Origin of the sequence: Desulfovibrio sp. (genome assembly GCF_014803725.1) — a bacterium.
Lineage (GTDB): Bacteria > Desulfobacterota > Desulfovibrionia > Desulfovibrionales > Desulfovibrionaceae > Desulfovibrio.
The window spans coordinates 17,157-37,579 of record NZ_JAAVBE010000026.1 but is presented as its reverse complement, the minus strand read 5'-3'; the positions used below and the strand labels follow the sequence as shown (position 1 = coordinate 37,579).

Annotated in this window: 15 protein-coding genes; 8 read left to right on the top strand and 7 right to left on the bottom strand. The window is 69.3% G+C overall.

What is annotated here, in order from left to right:
• Positions 1–199: 199 nt before the first annotated feature.
• The 7 genes from HDR50_RS09620 to HDR50_RS09590 form a co-directional block, all read right to left on the bottom strand.
• Complete coding sequence (locus tag HDR50_RS09620) at positions 200–1,210, bottom strand: SMP-30/gluconolactonase/LRE family protein (protein WP_291357908.1); 1,011 nt, start codon at positions 1,208–1,210, stop codon at positions 200–202.
• Positions 1,211–1,326: 116 nt separating this feature from the next.
• Positions 1,327–1,800, bottom strand: a complete 474-nt coding sequence (locus tag HDR50_RS09615) for a FeS-binding protein (protein ID WP_291357907.1) — start codon at positions 1,798–1,800, stop codon at positions 1,327–1,329.
• Entirely contained in the window at positions 1,797–2,771 is a 975-nt protein-coding gene (locus tag HDR50_RS09610; protein WP_291357906.1) for a 4Fe-4S dicluster domain-containing protein, read from the bottom strand. The genes HDR50_RS09615 and HDR50_RS09610 overlap by 4 nt, the downstream gene beginning before the upstream one ends.
• Positions 2,772–2,780: 9 nt before the next feature.
• Complete coding sequence (locus HDR50_RS09605; RefSeq protein ID WP_291357905.1) at positions 2,781–4,241, bottom strand: oligosaccharide flippase family protein; 1,461 nt, start codon at positions 4,239–4,241, stop codon at positions 2,781–2,783.
• The gene (locus tag HDR50_RS09600; protein WP_291357904.1) at positions 4,238–5,179 is read right to left on the bottom strand and encodes an efflux RND transporter periplasmic adaptor subunit; all 942 of its coding nucleotides are present in this window, start codon (positions 5,177–5,179) and stop codon (positions 4,238–4,240) included. The genes HDR50_RS09605 and HDR50_RS09600 overlap by 4 nt, the downstream gene beginning before the upstream one ends.
• Positions 5,179–6,675 (bottom strand): TolC family protein, encoded by a 1,497-nt coding sequence (locus tag HDR50_RS09595; protein ID WP_291357903.1) that lies wholly within the window; start codon positions 6,673–6,675, stop codon positions 5,179–5,181. The genes HDR50_RS09600 and HDR50_RS09595 overlap by 1 nt, the downstream gene beginning before the upstream one ends.
• Positions 6,676–6,758: 83 nt before the next feature.
• A complete protein-coding gene (locus HDR50_RS09590; RefSeq protein WP_291357902.1) occupies positions 6,759–10,163 on the bottom strand; it encodes an acyltransferase domain-containing protein in 3,405 nt (1,134 codons plus the stop codon).
• A 279-nt stretch (positions 10,164–10,442) separates the two neighbouring features.
• On the opposite strand from HDR50_RS09590, the gene HDR50_RS09585 reads away from it, so the two are divergent.
• From HDR50_RS09585 to HDR50_RS09550, 8 genes are all read left to right on the top strand, one after another.
• Positions 10,443–11,732: an aminotransferase class I/II-fold pyridoxal phosphate-dependent enzyme gene (locus HDR50_RS09585; RefSeq protein WP_291357901.1), complete on the top strand. Its 1,290-nt coding sequence runs from the start codon at positions 10,443–10,445 to the stop codon at positions 11,730–11,732.
• 8 nt (positions 11,733–11,740) lie between these two features.
• Positions 11,741–13,093 (top strand): glycosyltransferase family 4 protein, encoded by a 1,353-nt coding sequence (locus tag HDR50_RS09580; RefSeq protein ID WP_291357900.1) that lies wholly within the window; start codon positions 11,741–11,743, stop codon positions 13,091–13,093.
• A complete protein-coding gene (locus tag HDR50_RS09575) occupies positions 13,090–14,238 on the top strand; it encodes a glycosyl transferase family 1 (RefSeq protein ID WP_291357899.1) in 1,149 nt (382 codons plus the stop codon). The genes HDR50_RS09580 and HDR50_RS09575 overlap by 4 nt, the downstream gene beginning before the upstream one ends.
• Positions 14,235–15,626, top strand: a complete 1,392-nt coding sequence (locus HDR50_RS09570) for a glycosyltransferase family 4 protein (RefSeq protein WP_291357898.1) — start codon at positions 14,235–14,237, stop codon at positions 15,624–15,626. Before HDR50_RS09575 ends, HDR50_RS09570 begins: the two co-directional genes overlap by 4 nt.
• Positions 15,614–17,620 carry an asparagine synthase (glutamine-hydrolyzing) gene (gene asnB, locus HDR50_RS09565; RefSeq protein WP_291357897.1) on the top strand — a complete coding sequence of 669 codons (2,007 nt, stop codon included), beginning with the start codon at positions 15,614–15,616 and terminating at the stop codon, positions 17,618–17,620. Before HDR50_RS09570 ends, asnB begins: the two co-directional genes overlap by 13 nt.
• 350 nt (positions 17,621–17,970) lie before the next feature.
• A complete protein-coding gene (locus tag HDR50_RS09560; protein WP_291357896.1) occupies positions 17,971–18,828 on the top strand; it encodes a zinc metalloprotease HtpX in 858 nt (285 codons plus the stop codon).
• Positions 18,821–19,252 carry a DVU_2496 family lipoprotein gene (locus tag HDR50_RS09555; RefSeq protein WP_291357895.1) on the top strand — a complete coding sequence of 144 codons (432 nt, stop codon included), beginning with the start codon at positions 18,821–18,823 and terminating at the stop codon, positions 19,250–19,252. Before HDR50_RS09560 ends, HDR50_RS09555 begins: the two co-directional genes overlap by 8 nt.
• Positions 19,249–20,418, top strand: coding sequence for an FkbM family methyltransferase (locus HDR50_RS09550; protein ID WP_291357894.1), 1,170 nt, complete (start codon positions 19,249–19,251; stop codon positions 20,416–20,418). Before HDR50_RS09555 ends, HDR50_RS09550 begins: the two co-directional genes overlap by 4 nt.
• The last annotated feature ends 5 nt before the right edge of the window (positions 20,419–20,423 follow it).

Genomic DNA, 20,423 nt, shown 5'->3' with positions numbered 1-20,423 from the left:
GAAAAATTTCCTCGGTCGAGTACTTAAGTACACTCCCTTCGGAAATTTTTATCTTCCTTGCCAGCGCCGAAAAATCTTATTTTTTAGGATTCTTCCGGCACTAGCACCCGTCTTCCGCTTCGCTCCAGACGGAATTAAGGAAGATCTCTTAACTGCTTTGTCTAACGTAACCTCGCAAAAAACCGTGCGAAAAATCCACTTACTTTCCGGGCTTCAGCCCCGGGGCGAAGGCCGGCGCGGTGAAGATCACGGCGTCCGCGCTGGCGCTTTCCGCCGGGTTGCTCGTGACGATGCGCACTTCCTTTTTCTCCGGGTGGATGGCGAGGCTCGTGGAGAGCAGGTTTTGGCCCTCGTCACGCCCGGGCAACAGGATCTGCCCGATGGGGAAGCCGTTGGGGTTGAAGATGAGCACGCGCCCCTGCGACATCATGGCCACGTAGACATTGCCGTCCGCGTCCACGCGCATGGAGTCCGGCCCGCGGCCCGTGAACCTGTAGGGGATGTGCGAGCGGAAGGGCACGACCTTTGTGGCGTCCTTCACCGTGGTCTTGTGCAGCTGCTCGCGGGCGTATTCCGTGGCCCAGATGACGGCATCATCGGGGCTCAGGGCCACGCCGTTGGCCTGCGCCATGTCCGGGATGACCAGGGTGAGGGTGCCGTCCGGCGCGCGGTAGACGATGCCGCCGCCGGTGACGGTGCTCGAGCCCTTGCAGTCGCTGAAATAGAGGCCGCCCTTGCTGTCAAAGACAAGGTCATTGGGCAGATAGCCCTTTTCCGCGCCCACGATGACCTCGGGCCGGCCCCCGGCCACGGCCACGGCGAGGATGGAGCCCGCCGTGCCTTCGGGATTTTTCACCGCCATGTAGAGCCGGCCGTCCGGCCCGAAGGCCAGCCCGGACGGGGAAAGCCCGTCCAGCACCACATGGTCGGAGAGCTCGTTTTCCGGCGTGAGCTTCTGCACCTTGCCGCCGGTGACATCGCAGAAATAGAGATTGCCCTCGCGGTCGAACACCGCGCCCTCAAGGATGTGGCGCTCGCTGTTCACCACCTTGAGCGGCGTGGCCTCCACGCTTTGCAGGCCCTGCTCGGAGAGCGGGATGGGCGCGGGCGTTGCCGCGCGGCCTTCGTAGCTGAAGGCGTCGGCCGCGCGGGCGGGGCCGCTCAGCGCGAGCACGGCGAGACAGGCAAGCGAGGCGCAAAAAAGCTTCATACTTCCTCCCGATGGCAGGCCAACAAGCCGGATATATCAGCATCTTCCCGCAGCCCCGCAAGGGGCAAAACGTGCAATCAATGGCCTTTTTCTTTCAAAAGGCGGCCGGCCGGGATTCAGCGGCGCCGGCCCCCGGCAAGCGGCAGGACGCAACGGCCGCGCCCCAAAAGGCGCAGGCAGCCGCGGATGAGCAGGAAGACGGCGAACAGCACGGCGCAGAAGAGGTGGCAGAGCTTGAAGCCGGCGTAAGCGCCGCCGTAGATGGAAACATCCTCAAGATTGTGCAGGATGAGGATGAGGCCGCTTAGGCCGAGCACGGTCACGAGCAGGCAGCGCAGGCGCCCCCAGCGGCTCAGGCGGAAGCGGCCCGCGCTCTCCCCGAACCAGATGACCCCGGCATAGGCCGCCAGCAGGAGCAGCGCGGCCGCGGCCCAGTAATGGATGACCGTGGGTGAGGTGTTCCAGGTGTCGATGAGGCCGTAGCGGTAGGCCACGGGCAGGTGCGCGAAGCCGCTCACAAGGGCCGTGAGCACGGCCGCGTTCCAGAGAAAGAGGATGAAGGAGGAAAAGAGCGGGCCGCGGTCTTTCATGGGCGCCGTCCTTTCTGGCGGTCGCGCCAGAGGCGCAGGCACGCGAGGCCGGCCCCTGCCAGCGGCGCGGCGAGCACCCAGCCGAGCAGGTCGTTCTCCTTCGCCATGGTGGCGCCGGGGGGCCTGAGGCTCGGGCGGCCCACGCCTATCTGGTCCTGCCGGAGCAATTCCACCTCAATGTCGCGAAAGGTGAGTTCCGACACATAGAGGGTATTGGTGCCGCCATTGATGGTGCGGCCATAGATGTCGCCGTTGCGCTCGGCCGCGAGCCTTTCGGCGAGGGCGAACATCTCGGCCCTGGGGCCGAAGTGCTGCGCCTTGCGCGGGCAGGCGCTCACGCAGGCCGGGGGCAGGCCCTCGGCCAGCAGATCCTGGCAATAGTCGCACCTGAAGACCTGGCCATTGCCGAGATAGCGCGGCGCAAGGTCGAGATAGATGCCCACGCCCGACTGCCGGCGCGGGATCATCCACGGGCAGAAGCGGATGCAGCGGCCGTCGCCGATGCAGAAATTTTCATCCACATAGACCGCGCCCGTGGCCCGCTGGCGCGCGGCGCCGGCCGGGCAGAGGTTGACGCAGGGCGGGTTCACGCACTGCATGCAGCGCCGCGGCAGGAAGACCCGGCGCGTGGCGCCGCCCGTGCGGATGGTGCAGGACTGGATATAGAGCCAGTTGTAGGGTGTCAGGCAATCGGTGACATCGCGTCGGTCTGACCAGTCCTGGATGCGCACCGAGGGCGGATACGGCTGCGGGATGGGATGCACGGGCAGCGGCACCCGGGCGAGATTGCGCGCCCGGCAGGCGCTGACGCAGGCCCCGCAGCCGTTGCAGGCGTCCACGTCGATGACCGTGGTCATGGTGGCCGGCCCCGCAGCTGCGCGGGCCGGGGCTGGCGGCGCCAGCGCGCCCACCGCGAGGGCGGCGGCGCCCTGAAGAAAACGGCGGCGCAGGGGCTGGAAGGGGCTTTCCATGCTTCGAGCCTAGCCGGTGGGGCCTTCAGCGTCAATGCCGGGCCCGGCGCCCGTATCTTCCTTGAGTTCCCGGGCCGTCTCAAAGGGCGGCGGCGGCCGCCAGCGCCAGAAGAGCGCCAGCAGGGGCACGAGGCCCGCAAGCTCGGCCGCTTCGCGCGGGAGCACAAGGCCCGCGCCCCACCACAGGCCAACGCTCAAGGCCGCGCACGCGCCCATGAGCAGCCACTGGCCGGCGGTCATGGGTCTGGCGGCCCACTGGAAATAGCTCACCGTGAGTATCGCCACCCAGACCTTGGTGATGGTGAGCGAAAGCGCGGCACCCGTGAGCGGGCTCGCCGGGATGAGCGTGGCGCAGCAGATGAGGTTGACCACAAGCCCGCTCAGATAAAAACCGAAGAGCAGCTTGTGCTTGCGCATGCCGATCATGGCATAGGCCGCGAGATTGTGCAGGAAGGCCGTGGCGAGGCAGGGCGTGAGCAGTTGCTGCGCGGTCACGGCGCTCGCGTAGTCGGGCCCGTAGATAAAGGGGAGGAAGCGGTCGCTCTCCACGCAGATGAGAAAGATGATGGGCAGCGAGGCGGCCCAGAGCGAGCGCGCCGTCTGGCCGGCGAGGCGCCGGAAGGCCGCGCGGCTCTCCTGCCAGAGCTTCGCCAGCAGCGGAAAGATCACCTTGCCGAGCAGGGCGCTCGAGACGAGCACCGAAAGCCCCTCCACGGTCTCCCAGGCCACGCCGTAACCGCCCACATCCGCATTGCCGCCGTAGTGTTTCAGAAAGATGACGTTGATCTTGTTGTAGAACATGGCGCAGGCCGCCATGCCGGTGAAGATGAGGCCATGCCGCATCTCATGCGCGAGGTGGCCCATGCCGGCGAGGCCCACGCCCCTCAGCGGGTTGCGGCCGAGCGCGGCGAGCGAAAAGCCGATGGCGAGCAGGGCCTCCAGCGGCTTGAAAAGCGCGATGGCGAGCGGCGGCGCGCCCGCGAGCACGCACACGATGCCGTAGCCCAGGCCAACGAGCGCCGAGGGCACGCGGATGCGCATCTCCACGTCCTGCCGCCCGCGCGCCTGGCAGAGATTGAAAAAGGAATCGGCCACGGCGTCGAGCCCGAGGCCCGCGGCGATGGCGAGCACCACGAGCCTGAGTTCAGCCATGTAGCCCTGCCAGCCGGTGATGAGCCAGGTGACGGCAAGCGCCGCAACGAGCACGGCGAGCTTGAGCCAGCTCACCTCGCCGAGCAGTGCCCGCGGGCGCGCCTCGCGCCGGGCGAAGGTGGAGAGGAGAAAGTCGTTGAGGCCCACATCGGCCACGGTCTTGACGAGGTAGCCGAAGGTCAGCGCAAGGACGATCTGGCCGAGGATGTCCGGGCTGCGGCGGGCGAGCAGGATGGTGAACGCGGTCCAGGCGAGGTCGCGCGTCCACTGGGCGCCCAGGATGTAGCCCAGGCGCCGCGGTATGCTCTTCAGCTTCATTTGCCGGCCGCTTGGCCGCCACCGTCGAAGCGCACCACCGCCTTGAAGCCCGGCTTGAGCACAAGGTCGGGGTTGGCCACGGTGAGTTCCACCGTGTAATAGGAGGGGTTCGCCACGTTCATGTCCGTGGAGAGCCAGGAGATCTCGCTGACAAGGCCGGTGAACTTGCGGTCGCCCAGGGAGGGGATCTCCACCTGGGCCTTGTCGCCCACCTTGATGGTGTTCACGTCCGCCTCATAGACCGGCACCTGGATGAGCACCGGATTGAGCTGGCCCACCTGCACGGGCGCGGAATTGGCGGCCATGAGGTTGCCCGGGTTGAGGTTGGAGGCGAGCGACAGCACATAGCCCCTGATGGGCGAGGTGAGCACCAGGGTGCGCGGCAGTTCCTCCCCTTCCCTGATGGGTTGCCCGAAGTAGCCCGAAAGCTCCCTGAGGCGCGCCGCAAAATTGCTCTCGGTCTTGCGGATGGTGGATTGCGTCAGCTCGATGCGGTCGCGCAACGCCGAGACGCTGCTTTCCTGTCGCGAGAGCGCCTGCTTGGACCCGAGGCCCGAGGCCACGAGCTGGCGCGACTTGTTGCGCTCCGCCACGAGCTGGGCGAGCTGGCGTTCCATGTCCAGTACCTGGCCCTTGAGGCCCTCGGTGCCGGCGCCGCTCGTCACTTCGCGCTGAAGGATGCGTTCGGCCTCGTCCTGGAGATGATAGCGCAAAAGCGGCGAGCCGTCCTCCACGGCGTCGCCCGGCCTGACCAGGACCTCGTCCACCACGGAATTGAAGGGCACGGGCACGGCGCGCGTGACCGTGGTCACCACCTTGCCCGTGAGGATGATGGCCTCAGCGGCGACGGCCGCCCGGGCAAGGCCGAGCGAGACCGCGCAGGCAAGCGCGGCAAGCGCCCACAGGGCGCCGCGAGGAAGGATCGTTGCACGGAACATCAGATGATCTCCTTGGCGGGCGGCCCGAGAAAGCGCTCCTGGAGGAGGTTTGCGATATACATCCATTCAAGCCGGGCGAGATTGTATTCCAGTTCGGCCCTGATATAGGCGATGCGCGCATTGGCGGCCGCTTCCTCGCCCTCCACCACCTGGGGCAGCTCGACCGTGCCTTCGTCAAAGGCGATGCGCGCCTCCTTGTACTTCATTTCCGCGGTTTCGAGCCGGATCTTCTGCACCTTGAGGTCGGTCTCCGCCAGGGTCACCCTTTGCTCGGCCTGGAGCCAGTTGTAGGAATACTCCGTGCGCCTGCGCGCGATGTCGTGGAAGGCCTGGGCCTTCTTCATGCGCGCGGTCTGCACGTCCCGGTAGCGCCGCCCCCAGTCGATGAGCGGGAAGTCGAAGTTCACATGCAGGAAGTAGTCGTCCTTGCCGTTGGGCGGCTGGTATTGGCCCGCGGGCGGCGAATCGTTGACGTAGAACGAGATGTTGGGCACATACTGGGCCCAGGCCAGCATGATGTTGTAGTCGCTGAGCTTGAGCTGGGCCCGCAGCAGGAGCTCGTCCTCGGTCATGGCCCAGCGGTCCTCCCACTTGAGGGTGTGGCCGTCGAAGCCCTCGAGGATGTCGTCCGCGCTCCCGGGGTCCACCCTGAGGCGCTGCTCCGGCTCCACCCCGGCGATGAGCTTGATGCGCGTGCGGTCGATGGTTTCCTCCTGGGTGGACTTCTCCACGTTGAGCTCGCGCTCGCGCTGGCTCTGGCGCGCCATGTCAAGGGACGTGCCCTGGCGGCCGTCCACGGCCTCCACCTGCTGCCAGTACTGCACGAGGTTCGTGCCGAGGGGCAGTATCCCCTTCTGCGCCGCCAGTATCCTGCGGCGAGCCTCCAGCTTGAGGTAGCTCTGGGCCATTTCGTAGATGACGTCGCCCACGGCCTTGCGGTGCGTGGAAATGGCCACGTTGACGAGCCCCTGCTGCACCTTGTTCTCGAAATAGGTGGCCACCGGGTTGGGGAAGGGCGCGTAAAAGGAGGCGCGCAGCCTGGGGCGCCCGTAGTCGGACGGCGTATTGCGCACGTTCATGTTGTAGCGGGTGATATTGTTGGAGACCGTGAGCACCATGCGGGGCTCGGGCAGGTATTTCCAGCCCGCGTTGGTGCGCGCGAGACGGTTGATCTCCAGGTCCACCGCGCTGTTCACCAGCAGGGGCGACTGCTGGATGGTGAGGAAGACCAGTTCCTCGAAGCTGAACTGCTTGTCGGGGTCATAGAGGTTGGGGACGACAGCCTCCAGCTTGTCCTTGTTCTCCACGGGCACGCCCGGGGCTTCGTCGAGCCAGTGCCTCGGCGGCAGCTCAGGCGACTTCATGCTCGCCTTGCTGGAGGAACAGGCCACGGCGAACAGCGCGAGGAGGAGGACCAGCAGCAGGGGCGCCGCACGGCGCAGGCTGCCGGCGGCCGCACGGCCCTTGGCGCGGGATACGGGAAAAATGTGCTTCATGGACATCCTTGGGGCCGCATGAGGGCGGCCATGGTTCAGCGCAGCCTGCCTTGGCGCGGCGGGGGCACCCGCTCGCGCACGCTTCAGGCGGTGCCATCCTGCCGGGGTGTATCGGGCCGGGGCGTGGCCGGCCGCTCGAACTCCAGATGGTGCACGGTCAGCAGGGTCTCCCCTCCGGGGCCGGACACCTGGGCGTCAAAGCGCACGCGGGCGCCGTCATCCCAGGTGCGCCGCACCTCCAGCGTGCGGGCGCCTGCGGCTGGGCCGGCCTCTTCTCCTGGCGCCAGAAGCCCGAAGCGGATATAGCCCACGCCCTCGCAACGCCAGGCCGGAGCCGCCGCGTCAGGAGCTTCCGCCAGGAGCACCAGAAGGGCACCCTGCATGACGGCGGCCGTGAGCTGCAATGCGAAAGCATAGCCCCAATCCGCCCGCGGAGCAATGGGAAAGGCCGCGGCCCTGCCCGGCGCGAGCAATCCCGCATGGACGGCGAGCACATCGCCGTCCGCCGTGAAGGACAGCGGCGCAAGCTCGGAGATGAGGCGCCAGTCGGGCCCGAGGCCGAGGCGGCCATAGAGGCCCGGGAGCGGCAGGGGGGCGCCGGGCTGTCCTGGCGGAGCGGGCAACGGCGCGAGCGGCGGCGCGGCCCGCGGCCCCGGGGCCAGCAGGGCCATGGCGTCGGCGAGCGGCGCAAAGGTGTCCGTGTGCCGGCCATTGGCCGTGAGTTCCCGGATGTCGAGGGCCGTGCGGCACATGCGCGTCATGGCCCCGTCGTGCATGATCCACGGGCGGCCGCGCGCGGTCACGCGGCCCTCGCGGGTGATGCCCGGCGCAAGGGCGGCCGGCGCAAAAAAGCGCACGTCGGAAAAGCCCGTCACCGTGAGCCACGGCAGGAGCAGGCGCGCCCCCTGCAGGAGGGCAAGCAAAGCGCGCGAAAAGGGCAGCCATGGCCCGGGAGCGCCCTCACCGCAGCCGCCATGCTGAAGCAGGGCCGGGTCCGCAAAGGCGGAAAACTGGCAGCCGCCCTGAAAGAGGCCGCTTTCCGCCTGAAGCGGCGGCTGCGCGCCGGCCCAAGGCTCGGGGTAGACCGGCGCGGAGACCTCGGGCCTGTCCAGAAGGGGCGCCTTTGCCGGGCGAAAGCCCTCTTCGGCAAGGCTCCAGAGGACGGTCTGGCCCTTGCCGCGGAAAAGCTCGGCGGCGCAGCGGTCGCCCAGGGCGTCGCGCCCGAGCGGCCGGCCGTCGTCAAGCAGCGCCACCACGGGCGCGGCGCCGGCGCCGGCCATGGCCTGCATCCAGCCAGCGAGAGGCGCGCCCGCTTCGCCGATACGAACGGCCTCCGCCTGCTCCCTTGTGGCGCGAAAGCGCCGCAGGCAGACGAACCAGGGGCGCGCATGCCCGGCGCACCATGCGCCCAGGGCCAGTGCGAGGGCCGCATCCGGCGCCCCGCCTCCATCGCCCAAAGTTCCGGCAGGTGGCACCAAAACGATGCCGTCCAGCCGGCCTTCCGCGGCCAGCAGGGCGTCGAGGGCCGCGCCCAGCGCCCCGGGGCTTTCCAGAGCGTCATCCGGCAGCGGCAGGATACGGCTCCCGGCCTTTGCCAGCGGCGCGCAGGCCTGCGCAAGGCCCTGCGGCACGGCGAGCGTGGCCCCGAACGCGGCGAGGCCGCTCCAGAGCGCCGGCAAAAGCTCCCCGTCCTGCACGCAGAGCGCATAGACCCGGCCCGCTTCCACGCCCGGGCCGAAGCCGGCAGGGTCCAGCGGCAGGAGCCGGGCGCCGTCGCCCGCGGGCGGCGCCAGGCGCAGCAGCGGCGCGAAGGGGCCGCGCCGGCGCGGCCTCGGGGCGCCCCCTGCCGGCACGGCAGCGGCGTCTTTGCTGCCGCGTCCGAGGAGCACGCGCACAAGGTCGCCCACGGTGCTCACCCGGAGCAGGGCTTCAAATTCCGCGTGCACACCGAGGCGGCGCTCCGCCTCCTGCAGGAGGAGCGGAAAGCGGCTCGAGCGCAGGGCGAGGTCATAGCGCAAATCGTGCTCGGGCCTGAGCTCGTCCGCGGGACGGCCGCAGGCCTCGGCCAGCAGCTCCAGCACCTGCCGGGCCTTCTCCGCATCCTCCCCGAAGAAGAGCTCGACGGGCGCGGTTTTCGGCGCCCCCGCCGCAGGAGTGAGGGCCGCGGTGGCCGGTTCGGGGCCAGTCTCGGCGCCCGTCTCTGCGGGCGTCGGGGCCTCGGTGGGCCGGCGCTCTCCGCGCACCTTGCGGATGGCCGAAAGCCGCAGATGCCCGAGCGCGTAGAGCCGTGCGCAGGCCTCGCGCATGGCCGCGACCTCGGCGCCCTTGCGGCCCGCGGAGAAGCAGAGCGCCCGGGGCTCGCAGTCGGCCACGAGCCCGCAGAGCGTGTCCTGCGGGCCGAGCTCCAGGAATTGCCGGATGCCGTCGCGCCGCCACATGGCGTCCACACAGTCGGTCCAGGCGACGGTGTTCTCGTCCAAATCGGTGATGTAGCGGCAGATGGAGGGCTGGTCGTCGGGATAATAGCCCGCGGTGATGCCACTCAGCATGGGCACCCGGGCCGGGTGCATCTCGAGCGCCCCGAGCCTTCGCTGCGAGAGGTCGCGCAGGATGCGCATGCCCGGATGGTGGAAGGCGAGGCTCACGTTGAGCACCATGGAGGGCACCCGGCGCTTGCGCAAGGCGGCGCGCGCCTCCTTGAGGGCTTCGCGCGGGCCGCTCAGGATGAACTGGCGCGGCGTGTTGCGGTTGGAGACATACAGGTCGGGCCAGGCCGCAAGGGTCTCGTCGATGACGGCCGCCTCGGCATGCACGGCCATCATGCCCGTGTCGCGCGTGGCCTTGGCTTCGAGCTCGGCCATGTGCTCGGCGCGGGTCTCGAGGATGTACCAGGCCTCGGAAAGGCCGTAGATGCCGGCGAGCGAGAGCGCGATGAGCTCCCCAAGGCTGTGGCCGCAGAAGAGCGCGGGCTCAAGCCCCAAAGAGGCGAACTGGCACCACTGGGCGTATTCGAGGAGGAAGAGATACGGGATCTGGCGCCGGGTGTGGCTGATGGCCTCCACGTCGGTCTCGTCCATGAGCCCGAGGATGTCCCAGTCGGCGAGAGCGGCCACGCGGTCCATGCCTTCGCGCGCCGCCGGGAAGTTGTCATAGAGCTCACGGCCCATGCCGGGCCAGAAGGAGCCCAGGCCGCAGCACATGACGGCGAGCGGCTGGGCGCCGGTCTCCGGCGCGAGCCAGATGCCACGGGAGGAAAGAGCCTTGAGCGCTTCTGCATCCGGCTCCGGCGCAAGCCCCGCCACCTCCTCGCGCCAGAGGGGGGACAGGCTCGCAAGGCGCCAGAAGGCGCCCCCCTGGGTGAGGCGCGCGTAGCGCACGCCGTCGAGCGCCACGTCCTGTACGGCGCCAGCGGCAGCCGGCCCAGCGCTGGCATTGGGGCTGGGGCCGGGGGCGGCTTCAGGCGGGATGGGCTGTTCGTCCCTGGGCATGGGCGGGGTCCTGCACAAAATTTTCCGGGCGGTGAAAAATCGCGGCGGAAAATGGTAGGCCGTATCCGGGCGCATGTCCAGCCCGGGCGCGCGGCCGGCGTCCCGGAAAGGCCCGGCATGCGTGCGCCGATGCCGTTCCGGGCACAACGGGCTTGCCTTGCGGGAGTGCTTGCGCTAGAGATAAAGCGTCTATCGCCGTGGGTATTTCCCGCTGCGCTCCCCGACAAAATCGTGCGCGGGGCGCCCCGTGCTGCACATAGTCATTTTAAGGGAAAAGGCATGAAGAACGAGCACTCCGCCGCGCAAGCGGCCGGGCAGCAAGACGCCAAGGGCGGTTTCAACCGCATGCGCTCCAAGCTCTCCTTCGAGCGCATGGTGGACCTCGCCGAAAGCATGGGCCTCGAAAATCCGCTCTTCGCCTGCCACGACCAGGCGGCCAAGGCCACCACCCTGATCGACGGCAAGGAATATATCAATTTTTCCACCTATGACTATCTCGACATCAATGCCCATCCCGAAATCACGGCCGCCGTGGCCGAAACCGCGGCGCGCTTCGGCACCTCGGCCGGCGCGAGCCGCCTCGTGGGCGGCGAGAGGCCCCCGCACCGCGAGCTTGAGCGCGCCTTCGCCGACCTCTACGACGTTGAGGACGCCATCGTCTATGTGAGCGGCCACGCCACCAATGTCTCCACCCTGGGCTTCATGTTCGGCTCGCGCGACGCCATCTTCCACGACGGCCTCGCGCACAATTCCCTCGTGCAGGGCGCGCGCCTTTCGGGCGCCACCCGCTATTCCTACGAGCACAACGACTGCGACGCCCTTGAGGAGATGCTCAAGGCCCACCGCGCGGAGCACCGCTACGCGGTCATCGTCACCGAGGGCCTGTTCAGCATGGACGGCAATATCCCGGACCTGCCGCGCATCATCGAGCTCAAGAAAAAGTACGACTGCATGCTCCTCGTGGACGAGGCCCATTCCCTCGGCGTGCTCGGCAAGACCGGCCGCGGCGTGCGCGAGTATTTCGGCATCGACCCCACGGACGTGGACATGTGGATGAGCACGCTCTCCAAGTCCATGTGCGGCTGCGGCGGCTTCATCGCCGGCCGCGCGGACCTTGTGCGCTTCCTTAAATACGGCTCGCCGGGCTTCGTCTTCAGCGTGGGCATGCCGCCGGTCATCGCCACGGCCTGCCACAAGGCGCTGGAGATCATGCTGCGCGAGCCGGAGCGCGTGCACCGCCTCCAGAACATCAGCCAGTATTTCCTCCACTACGCCCAGAGCAAGGGGCTCGATACCGGCGCGGCCCAGGGCTATGCGGTGCTGCCGGTGATCGTGGGCGACTCGCTCGTCTCGGGCTTCCTCTCGCAGGCGCTCTTCAAGCGCGGCATCTATGTCATGCCCATCTCCTTCCCGGCGGTGAAGGAGGGCACGGCCCGCCTGCGCTTCTTCATCTCCGCCTCGCACACCGAGGAGCACGTGCGCGCCGCCGTGGACGCCGTGGCCGAAGAGCTGCCCCGGGCCAAGGCGCTGGTGGCCGAATACCAGGCGGCGCAGGGGGCCGCGAGCTGAAGGCCGGCATGCCCGCCCCCCACGTCTCCCCTGCCGGTGCCGCCGCGCCCGGCTCTCCGAACGCTCCCGACGGCCGCGCCCCCAGCGGCTGCCCCCCTGACGCGGCGCCCCTGACTGCTTCCGCGGTCGCGCCGGTCATCGGCTATGTGCTGCTCTGGTTCCCCCTTTCCTCCGAGACCTTCATCTTCCGCGAGGTCGTCCAGCTGCGCGAGCTCGGGCTCGATATCCGCGTCTACACCATGTACGGCGCGGCGCTCAGGGGCTGCTCGCGCGAGATGCGCGAGTACCCGGGCCCGGTGACGCGCATGGGCGTGGCCGCGTTTTTCCGCATCTTCGCAGCCTTTTTCCGCGCACTTGGCAAAAACCCGCACCTTGTCTGGCAGCTTCTGCGCGAGGGCTTTTTCCGCCGCATGCGCAATGCGGAGGCGCTGGGCGAAAACCTCTGGTGCTTCATGGCCGGCTTCCTCCTCGCCGAGGACTGCACCCGCGACGGCGTGACGCTCATCCACTCCTCCTGGGCCAATGGCCCGGCTACGGCGGCCTGGGTGGCCTCGCGCCTCACCGGCATCCCCTTCGCCTTCACGGGCCGCGCCGGCGACATCTATCCCGAGGACGGCCTCTTGCGCGAGAAATCGCGCGACGCGCTCTTCATCCGCACCAACAATGCGGCCAATGTGGCCTGGCTTGCGCGCTTCTGCCCGCCCGGCGCCGAGGGCAAGGTGCGCCTTGTTTACAACAGCCTGACCTTCACCGAGCGCGAGCCCGGTGCGCTCCCCATGCAGCCGCCCTACCGGCTGCTCGCCGTGGGGCGCTTCGCGCGCACCAAGGGCTTCCCCGAGCTCATCACCGCCCTCGCCCGGCTCCGGCGCGAGCGCGTGCCCGTGCGCCTCACCCTCGTGGGCGACGGCGCGTGGCGCGGCCGCCTCGTGCGCCAGATCCGCCGGCTCGGCCTTGCGGGCTGCATCGACCTGCCGGGCTTCGTGCCCCATGACGAATTGCGCCGCTACATGCAGACCCACGACATGCTCGTGGTGCCGAGCGTGGTCCACAGCAACGGCGACCGCGACGGCATCCCCAATGTCATCATGGAGGCGCTCTCCATGGGCCTGCCAGTGGTGGCCACCGATGTCTGCGGCATCGCCGAGGTCATCCGCGACGGCGAGACCGGCCTGCTCGTGCCTGAGCGCGACCCCGCGGCCCTGGCCTGCGCCGTGCGCCGCATGCTGGCCGACCGCGAACGCGCCCGGGCCATGGCGCTGGCCGGCCGCGACCTCGTGGAGGCCATGTTCGACCGCGGCCGCAATATCGCGGCCCTGCGCGACCTCTATGCGGAGGCCGCGGCCCCGGAGGCGGCGCCATGACGGCCCCGGCCCCCCGACCCAACGGCCTCCCCGAGCCCGGGACGAAGCGCCCCCTGACGCTCGTCCTGAGCCTCGATGTGGAGGAGGAAGGGCTTTTCGGCGGCACCTACGCCTGCCGCGCGCCCGGCGTGCGCAATACGGGGGCGCTCCTGCGGCTCGCCCCGCTGCTCGAGCGCGGGATAAAGCCTACCTTGTTCTGCGCGCACAGTGTCCTCACCGATGCTCCCTCCTGCCGGGTGCTCGCCCGCTTACGCGACGACCACGGCGCGGAGATCGGCGCCCATCTCCACCACTGGAACACGCCTCCGCTCACGCCCGAAGCGGCCGCCGCGCCCGGCTGCATGCTCACGCGCGTGCCGGCGGCCGCCGTGCCGCAGGAGGGCATGGCCGCCAAGCTGGCCACGCTCTTCCAGGCGGCCGAAACCTTCCAGGGCGCGCCCGTGCGCTCCTTCCGCATGGGCCGCTGGGATCTGCATGCGCCGCTCTGGCCGCTCCTCGGGGAATTCGGCGTGCGCTGTGACGCTTCGGTGCGCCCGCTCCACCGCGGCAGGGACAGCATGGCCGGCCCCGACCATTTCGACGCCCCCGCCGACCCTTACTGGGTGGACGCCCGGGCCACGCGCATCCTCGAGATGCCGCTCACAGTGACGCCGCTCTTCTCCTGGCTGCCCGGGCTTTCCGGGGCGCTTCCCGCGGGCGCCGGCGCGGCCATGCAGGCGGGCCTCAGGCACTGGGGGGCGCTGGCGCTCCTGCCGGTGGAGCATCCGCTTGCGCTCCTCAAGCTCACCACCCTGCTCCATGCTAGCCGCGGGGGCCGGGTGCTCTCGCTCACCTGGCATTCGTCCGAGCTCTTCCCGGGCGGCGCCCCGCATGTGCCGGACGAGGCCACGGTCACGCGCTTCCTCGACAAGATGTGCGCCTATGTGGACTGGCTCGCCGAAAGCTTTGACCTGCGCTTCCGCACGCTCGAAGAACTGCGCCGCGACGCCGAGGCCGGGGAACTCCACGCACAGGAGGCCCCCGCCGGCACTGGCGACTGGACGGCACCCGCAGGGGACGAAAAACCCGCCGCTGCCAGCGCGCGGCCGGCCACGGAGCGCGCGGGCGGCCCGTGGGAGCGCCCCGCCAGGGAGGGCCGGCCATGAGCCTCTTCCCGCGCCTTACGAGGCCAGCGCCGGTCTGCGCCTGCGCTGACCCGGAGCAGCCCCCCCTGCCGCCCGGCCTGCCGCATGTGGCCTATGTGCTGCTCTGGTATCCGCTCTTCACGCAGCCCTTTATTTTCCGCGAGGTGGAAGCCCTGCGCGAGCGATTGCCGCTCACGGTCTACACGCTCTACGGCCGCAATCTGCGCCACTGTTCCGACGAGATGCAGGCGCGGGGCGCCCACGCGCGGCCGGGCGGCATCCGGGCGCTGCCTCGCTATTGCCTTGAGCTTCTGCGCCAGCTGTGCACCCATCCCGTGCGGCTCTGGCGCCTGTTCCGCCGCAGTTGCTGCCGCCGCTGGCAGAGCTGGGAAGTGCTGGGCGAAAATCTCTGGGCCTTTCTCGCCGGCCTTTCGCTGGGGCGCGAGTTCCGCGAGGGCGGCATCGACCTTGTGTACGCGCCGTGGCCGCGCGGCGCGGCCACAGCGGCCTGGGTGGCCGCGAGCGTGGCAAATCTTCCCTTTGCCACGGCCGCGCGCGGCGACAATCTCGCCCCGGCCGACCCGGATCTCGCCGACAAGTTCGCGGCCGCCGTGCTCGTGCGGGCCAACAACGCCGCGGACAAGGCCCGCATCGAGGCCTTCGGCGCCGGCGAGGCCGGGGGCAAGACCGCCCTTGTGTATAACGGCCTCACGCTGCCCGCGCCCGGGTCCGAGGTGACGGACGGTTCTGCCCGCTTCCTCCCCGGGCCGCTGCGCCTGCTGGCCGTGGGCCGCTTCGACGTGACCAAGGGCTTTGACGTGCTCCTGCGCGCCTGCGCCCTGCTCAAGCAGCGCGGGCTCGACTTCCGCCTCACCCTCGCCGGTGGCGGCGGCAAGGTCATGGGCCTCGGCAACATGGAAGACCAGCTCCGCCGGCTGCGCACCGAGCTCGGCCTCACGCAGGATGTGGACATGCCGGGCCTCATCTCGCACAACGAGCTCCCGGGCCTGCTCGCCGGGCATGACATCTTTCTCGCGCCCTGCGTGGTGCACGCCTCGGGCCGGCGCGACGGCATCCCCAACACGGTCATCGAGGCCATGGCCTACGGCCTACCGGTGGTGGGGACCACGGTCAACGCGCTCCCCGAGGTCATCCGCCACGGCGAGACCGGCCTTGCCGTGCCCCCGGACGATGCCGAGGCGCTTGCCCGCGCCGTGCTCGAGCTTGCGGAGGATCCTGCCCGCGCCCGGGCCATGGGCCGCGCCGGCGCGCGCCTGGCGAAGGAAATGTTCGACGCGGAGGCCAACGCGGACCGGCTGGCGGAACTCTTCCGTGCGGCCTGGGAAGACTGGCGGCGAGAACAGGGAAAGAGCGCCGGACGCAAAGGAGCGGACACATGTGCGGCATAGCGGGCGTGGTGCGCCTTGACGGGAGCGCGCTTGCGCCGGGCGCGCTCAGGGCGCTCAAGGCCATGACCGACAGCATGATCTCGCGCGGGCCGGACGGCGAGGGCTTCTGGCGCGAGGGCCCGGCCGCGCTCGGGCACCGGCGCCTCTCCATCATCGACCTCGCGGGCGGCAGCCAGCCCATGCAGAGCGCGGACGGCCGCTTCTGCGTGGTGCACAACGGCGAGATCTACAATTTCCGGGAGCTTCGGCGCGAGCTTGAGGCCCGGGGCGCCCGCTTCCGCACCGATTCGGACACGGAAGTGGTGCTCGAGGCCTATGCCGCATGGGGCGAGGAGTGCCTTTCGCGCCTCGAGGGCATGTTCGCCTTTGCCGTGTGGGATGGCCCCCGCCGGCGCCTCTTCTGCGCGCGCGACCGCTTCGGCAAGAAGCCCTTTTTCTACACCCTCCAGAACGGCGTGTTCTGCTTCGCTTCCGAGCTTTCCGCGCTCTCGCTGCTCGGCCGCCCCCTGCCCGCAAACGCCCCCGCGCCGGCAGGCGTGCCCGAGGGGACCGCGCCGCCGGACTTTCTGCCCTTCCGCTTCCATCTCGACGCCACGGCGCTCATGCGCTACCTCGCGTATGAATACGTGCCCACACCCGGCACCATGTACCGGGAGGTCAAAAGCCTCGAGCCCGCGCATTATTGTATGGTGGAGACGGGAAAGCACGCGGAGCCCGCGCCCGTGCGCTACTGGGACCTGCCCATGCCCGCGGCCGCGCCCCCCGCTGACGAGCCCGAACTCTGCCTTGAGCTCGAACGGCTCATGGCCCAGGCCGTGCGCCGGCGCCTCGTGAGCGACGTGCCGCTCGGGGTCTTCCTGTCGGGTGGCATCGACTCCTCCATCGTGGCCGGGCTCATGGCGCGCGAGTCGTCCACGCCCGTGATGAGCTTTTCCATCGGCTTCACCGAGGCGAGCTACGACGAGTCGCGCTATGCGCGCATCGCGGCCACGGCTTTCGGCACCGAGCATCATGAGCGCATCCTTTCGGCAGCGGAGTGCGCCGACGAGCTGCCCGGCATCGTGAGCCGCATGGACGTGCCCATGGCCGACGCCTCCTGCGCGCCCACCTGGCTGCTCTCGGGCGTGGCGCGCGAGCGCGTCACCGTGGCTCTCGGCGGGGACGGCGCGGACGAGCTCTGGGCCGGCTACGAGCACTACATCGGCTACCGCATCGCGCAGCGCTACAACGCGCTCCCGGCATGGCTCAGGCGCCGGGTCATCGAGCCCATCGTGCGGCATTTGCCCGAATCCTCGGGCTATATCAATCCGCGCCTCGCCTGCGAGACCTTCCTGCGCGGCGCGGCCGCTCCGGACTGGCTGCGCGTGCAGACCATGCTCACCGCGCTCGGGCCCGACATGCAGCGCGAGGTGCTCTCGCCGGCGTGGCTCGCGGCCCACGGCGGCAAGGCGGCGCTTGCGCCGGAAACGCTCTTCGCGCCCACGCGCGCCCAGTACGGGCACTGGCTGCCCGAAGGCGCGGCCGCGCCCTTGGCCCGCGCGTTCCATGTGTATGTGCGCCAGTTCATGCTCGACGACATCCTCGTCAAGGTGGACCGCTGCTCCATGCTGCACTCGCTGGAGGTGCGCGCGCCCTTCCTCGACCGTGAGGTGGCCGAATTTGCCGCGAGGCTCCCCGTGAGCCTGCGCCTGCACGGTTTCAAGCGCAAGTACCTGCTCAAGAAGGCCTTTGCCGGGCTGTTGCCGCCGGAGATCCTGCACCGCAACAAGCGCGGCTTCCAGATCCCGGTGGCCGAGTGGTTGCGCGGCAAGCTCAGGCCGCTCTTGGACGAACTGCTCGGCGAGCGCGCCCTGAAAGAGCAGGGCCTTTTCGACCCGCTGGCCGTGCGCCGCCTCGTGGAGGCCCACTGCTCGGGCCGCGCCGACCTGCGCAAGCCCCTGTGGACGCTCGTGGTGCTCGAGCTCTGGCTTCGGGCCAACCCGGCGGAGTTCTGAGGCGCGGGGAAACCTTGTCTGTAGGCTACGGCACCTTATATTCACTGAGGCCGCAGTTGCTCATTCCTTAAATCCGTCTGGAGCGAAGCGGAAGACGGGTGCTGGTGCCGGAAGAATCCTAAAAAATAAGATTTTTCGGCGCTGGCAAGGAAGATAAAAATTTTCGACGGGAGTGTACTTAAGTACTCGACCGAGAAAATTTTTCTCTGACGCAGCCAGCGCCGAAAGGGCTGTTTTTGACGGATAATTTCGGCATTAAGAACGCAACACCGCACCACCAGCCCAAACTCGCGGCGCGTTTCCCAACAGGCCCGGCGCCGCAGTCCATCCACCCCCGCAAGGAGGTTCGCATGACCAGCCAGCTCAAGACCATGCTCCTGCTGGCCCTGCTTTCCGGCATCATCATCGTGCTCGGCGGCCTGCTCGGCGGCCGCAGCGGCGTCATCCTCGCCTTCGGGCTCGCCATCGTGATGAATGTCGGCAGTTACTGGTATTCGGACAAGATCGTGCTCTCCATGTACCACGCGCGGGAATTGACGCCCGAGGAGGCGCCCTATTTGCACGACATCGTGGGCGAGCTCGCGCGCAATGCCGGCGTTCCCAAGCCGCGCGTCTGCGTCATCCCCGAGGAGGCGCCCAACGCCTTCGCCACCGGGCGCGACCCCGAGCATGCGGTCATCGCCGTCACCGAGGGCATATTGCGCCTGCTCTCGCCCACAGAGCTGCGCGGCGTGGTGGCCCACGAAATGGGCCATGTGGTCAACCGCGACATCCTCATCCAGACGGTGGCCGGGGTCATGGCCTCGGCCATCGTGACCCTCGCCAATATCTTCCAGTTCACGGCCATTTTCGGCGGCCACCGCGACGGCGAAGGCGGCGGCAACCCCATCGGCGCGCTGGTGCTGGCCCTGCTGGCGCCCATGGCCGCCGGCCTCATCCAGATGGCCATCTCGCGCTCGCGCGAATTCCTCGCGGACGAGACCGGCGCCCGCCTCTGCGGGCAGCCCCTGGCGCTGGCCGGCGCGCTCTACAAGCTCGGCCAGGCGAGCGGCAGCATCCCCATGCGCTCCGGCAACCCGAGCACGGCCGAGATGTTCATCGTGGCGCCGCTCTTCGGGCGCGACGGCGGCGTGGCCAAGCTCTTCAGCACCCACCCGCCGCTTGAGGAACGCATCGAGCGCCTGCGCGTCATGGCCGAGCATGGCTAGGCCGCTGCGCTGCGCCAAACTGGCCGCGCCGCTTGCGCTGGCCTTCGCGCTCGCGGCCTGCGGCGGGGGCCATCAGGTATTGCCCCTGCAGGCGCCCGTGCCCCCGGAGGACTGCCCCGCGCTCTATGTCGTGGCGCCGGGCAATTATATCGTTGACCTGGCCGGGGGCGCGGCCGTGGTGCTCGATCCCTCGGTGCGGGAATTTCCGCTCTTTTGCGCGCCCGAAACCGCCGCAAAAGCCCTTGCGGCCGAACAGGATTCCGGGCGCCTCCCGGCTGGCGACTGGCGCGTCTACCGCCTTGAAGGCGGCTTCGCCGAGCTCGTGCAGCCGGCCGAAGCCGGGGGGCCGAGCCCCTACGCGCTGGCCCGGCGGGCGCGCCTCGCCGACTGGGTGAGCGCGGACGGAAACGGGGGAGGAAAATGACAGCCAACGCACTGCCGCTGCTGGAAAGGCTCAATGCCGCGCCCCTGCTCAGGCCCTGGGGCCTGCCGCGCTCCGTGCGGGAGGCCTGCTGCATCGTCTGCCACGAGCATCTCGGGTTGGTGGCGCAGTTCTGCGCCGCGTACCCGGGCCTGGACATCCCGCTCATCGTGGTGCCTGATCTTCCCGAGGGCGCGCCGCGCCGGCTCACGCTGCCCGGCCCCAAGGCCCGGGAAATACCCTTGCGCGGGGTGGAACGCCTCGGCACGACGCCCCAGTGGCCGAAAGTCTTTCTGGTGCCCGACCCGGTGATGCTGGCCGCGGTGTGCCGGCTCATGGCCGTCTACGGCGGCGGCATGCTCTATCTGGAGGGCTTCCGCGAGCCCCCCTTCGGGCTGCGCAAGCCCCTGCCGGACTTTTTCGCCCGCCACGCGGCGCAGCTCGAGCAGGTCTGCGCCATGCTGGCCGACGAGGCGAGCCGCATCACCTACGCCGCGCGCGTCAAGGCCATCCTCACCGGAGACGCGGGCTACCTGCCCGTCACCACGCACGGCGAATACGAGCACCCGCGCATCCGCCCCAAGGCCGGCGACATCATGATCGACGGCGGCGTGTCCGACATGGTGGGCGCGCAGGTGGCCTTTGCCGAGGCCGTTGGCCCCGAAGGCCGGGTGCACGGCTTCGAGCCCATTCCCTGGATGGCGGACAAGGCGGCCGACGCACTGGCGAAATGGCCGTGGTATACGCTGCACACGGCCGGGCTGGCGGAAAAGCGGGGGCAGGCGGTCTTCGCCTCGCTGCGCGACTCCTCGCACATCTGTGCGAATCAAGGGGCGAATCAGGGGGCGGACGATGGAGCCGGCGGCGAGGGCACGGTGCGCTGCGAGCTCACAAGCATCGACGAGGTGGTGCGCGAGGAGGGACTTTCCCGCGTGGACTGCATCAAGCTGGACGTGGAGGGCGCGGAGCTCGACGCCCTGCGCGGCGCCGAGGAGACCATCCGCCGCTTCCGGCCGAGGCTCATCATCTGCCTCTACCACAAGCCGGAAGACCTCGTGACCCTGCCGCTCTATGTGAAGAGCCTGGTGCCGGGCTACCGACTCGAGGTGGCGCACGCCTCCTGCGGCTTCACGGACACCATCCTCTATGCGGAGGCGCCGGGGGTCTGAGGGGC

Bases quoted from the DNA above. Each gene is read 5' to 3' on its own strand.
- HDR50_RS09595 (WP_291357903.1), bottom strand. From the start codon at position 6,675: ATGAAGCACATTTTTCCCGTATCCCGCGCCAAGGGCCGTGCGGCCGCC.
- HDR50_RS09560 (WP_291357896.1), top strand. From the start codon at position 17,971: ATGACCAGCCAGCTCAAGACCATGCTCCTGCTGGCCCTGCTTTCCGGC.
- HDR50_RS09590 (WP_291357902.1), bottom strand. From the start codon at position 10,163: ATGCCCAGGGACGAACAGCCCATCCCGCCTGAAGCCGCCCCCGGCCCC.
- asnB (WP_291357897.1), top strand. From the start codon at position 15,614: ATGTGCGGCATAGCGGGCGTGGTGCGCCTTGACGGGAGCGCGCTTGCG.
- HDR50_RS09600 (WP_291357904.1), bottom strand. From the start codon at position 5,179: ATGTTCCGTGCAACGATCCTTCCTCGCGGCGCCCTGTGGGCGCTTGCC.
- HDR50_RS09575 (WP_291357899.1), top strand. From the start codon at position 13,090: ATGACGGCCCCGGCCCCCCGACCCAACGGCCTCCCCGAGCCCGGGACG.
- HDR50_RS09555 (WP_291357895.1), top strand. From the start codon at position 18,821: ATGGCTAGGCCGCTGCGCTGCGCCAAACTGGCCGCGCCGCTTGCGCTG.
- HDR50_RS09620 (WP_291357908.1), bottom strand. From the start codon at position 1,210: ATGAAGCTTTTTTGCGCCTCGCTTGCCTGTCTCGCCGTGCTCGCGCTG.
- HDR50_RS09580 (WP_291357900.1), top strand. From the start codon at position 11,741: ATGCCCGCCCCCCACGTCTCCCCTGCCGGTGCCGCCGCGCCCGGCTCT.
- HDR50_RS09570 (WP_291357898.1), top strand. From the start codon at position 14,235: ATGAGCCTCTTCCCGCGCCTTACGAGGCCAGCGCCGGTCTGCGCCTGC.
- HDR50_RS09615 (WP_291357907.1), bottom strand. From the start codon at position 1,800: ATGAAAGACCGCGGCCCGCTCTTTTCCTCCTTCATCCTCTTTCTCTGG.
- HDR50_RS09605 (WP_291357905.1), bottom strand. From the start codon at position 4,241: ATGAAGCTGAAGAGCATACCGCGGCGCCTGGGCTACATCCTGGGCGCC.
- HDR50_RS09585 (WP_291357901.1), top strand. From the start codon at position 10,443: ATGAAGAACGAGCACTCCGCCGCGCAAGCGGCCGGGCAGCAAGACGCC.
- HDR50_RS09550 (WP_291357894.1), top strand. From the start codon at position 19,249: ATGACAGCCAACGCACTGCCGCTGCTGGAAAGGCTCAATGCCGCGCCC.
- HDR50_RS09610 (WP_291357906.1), bottom strand. From the start codon at position 2,771: ATGGAAAGCCCCTTCCAGCCCCTGCGCCGCCGTTTTCTTCAGGGCGCC.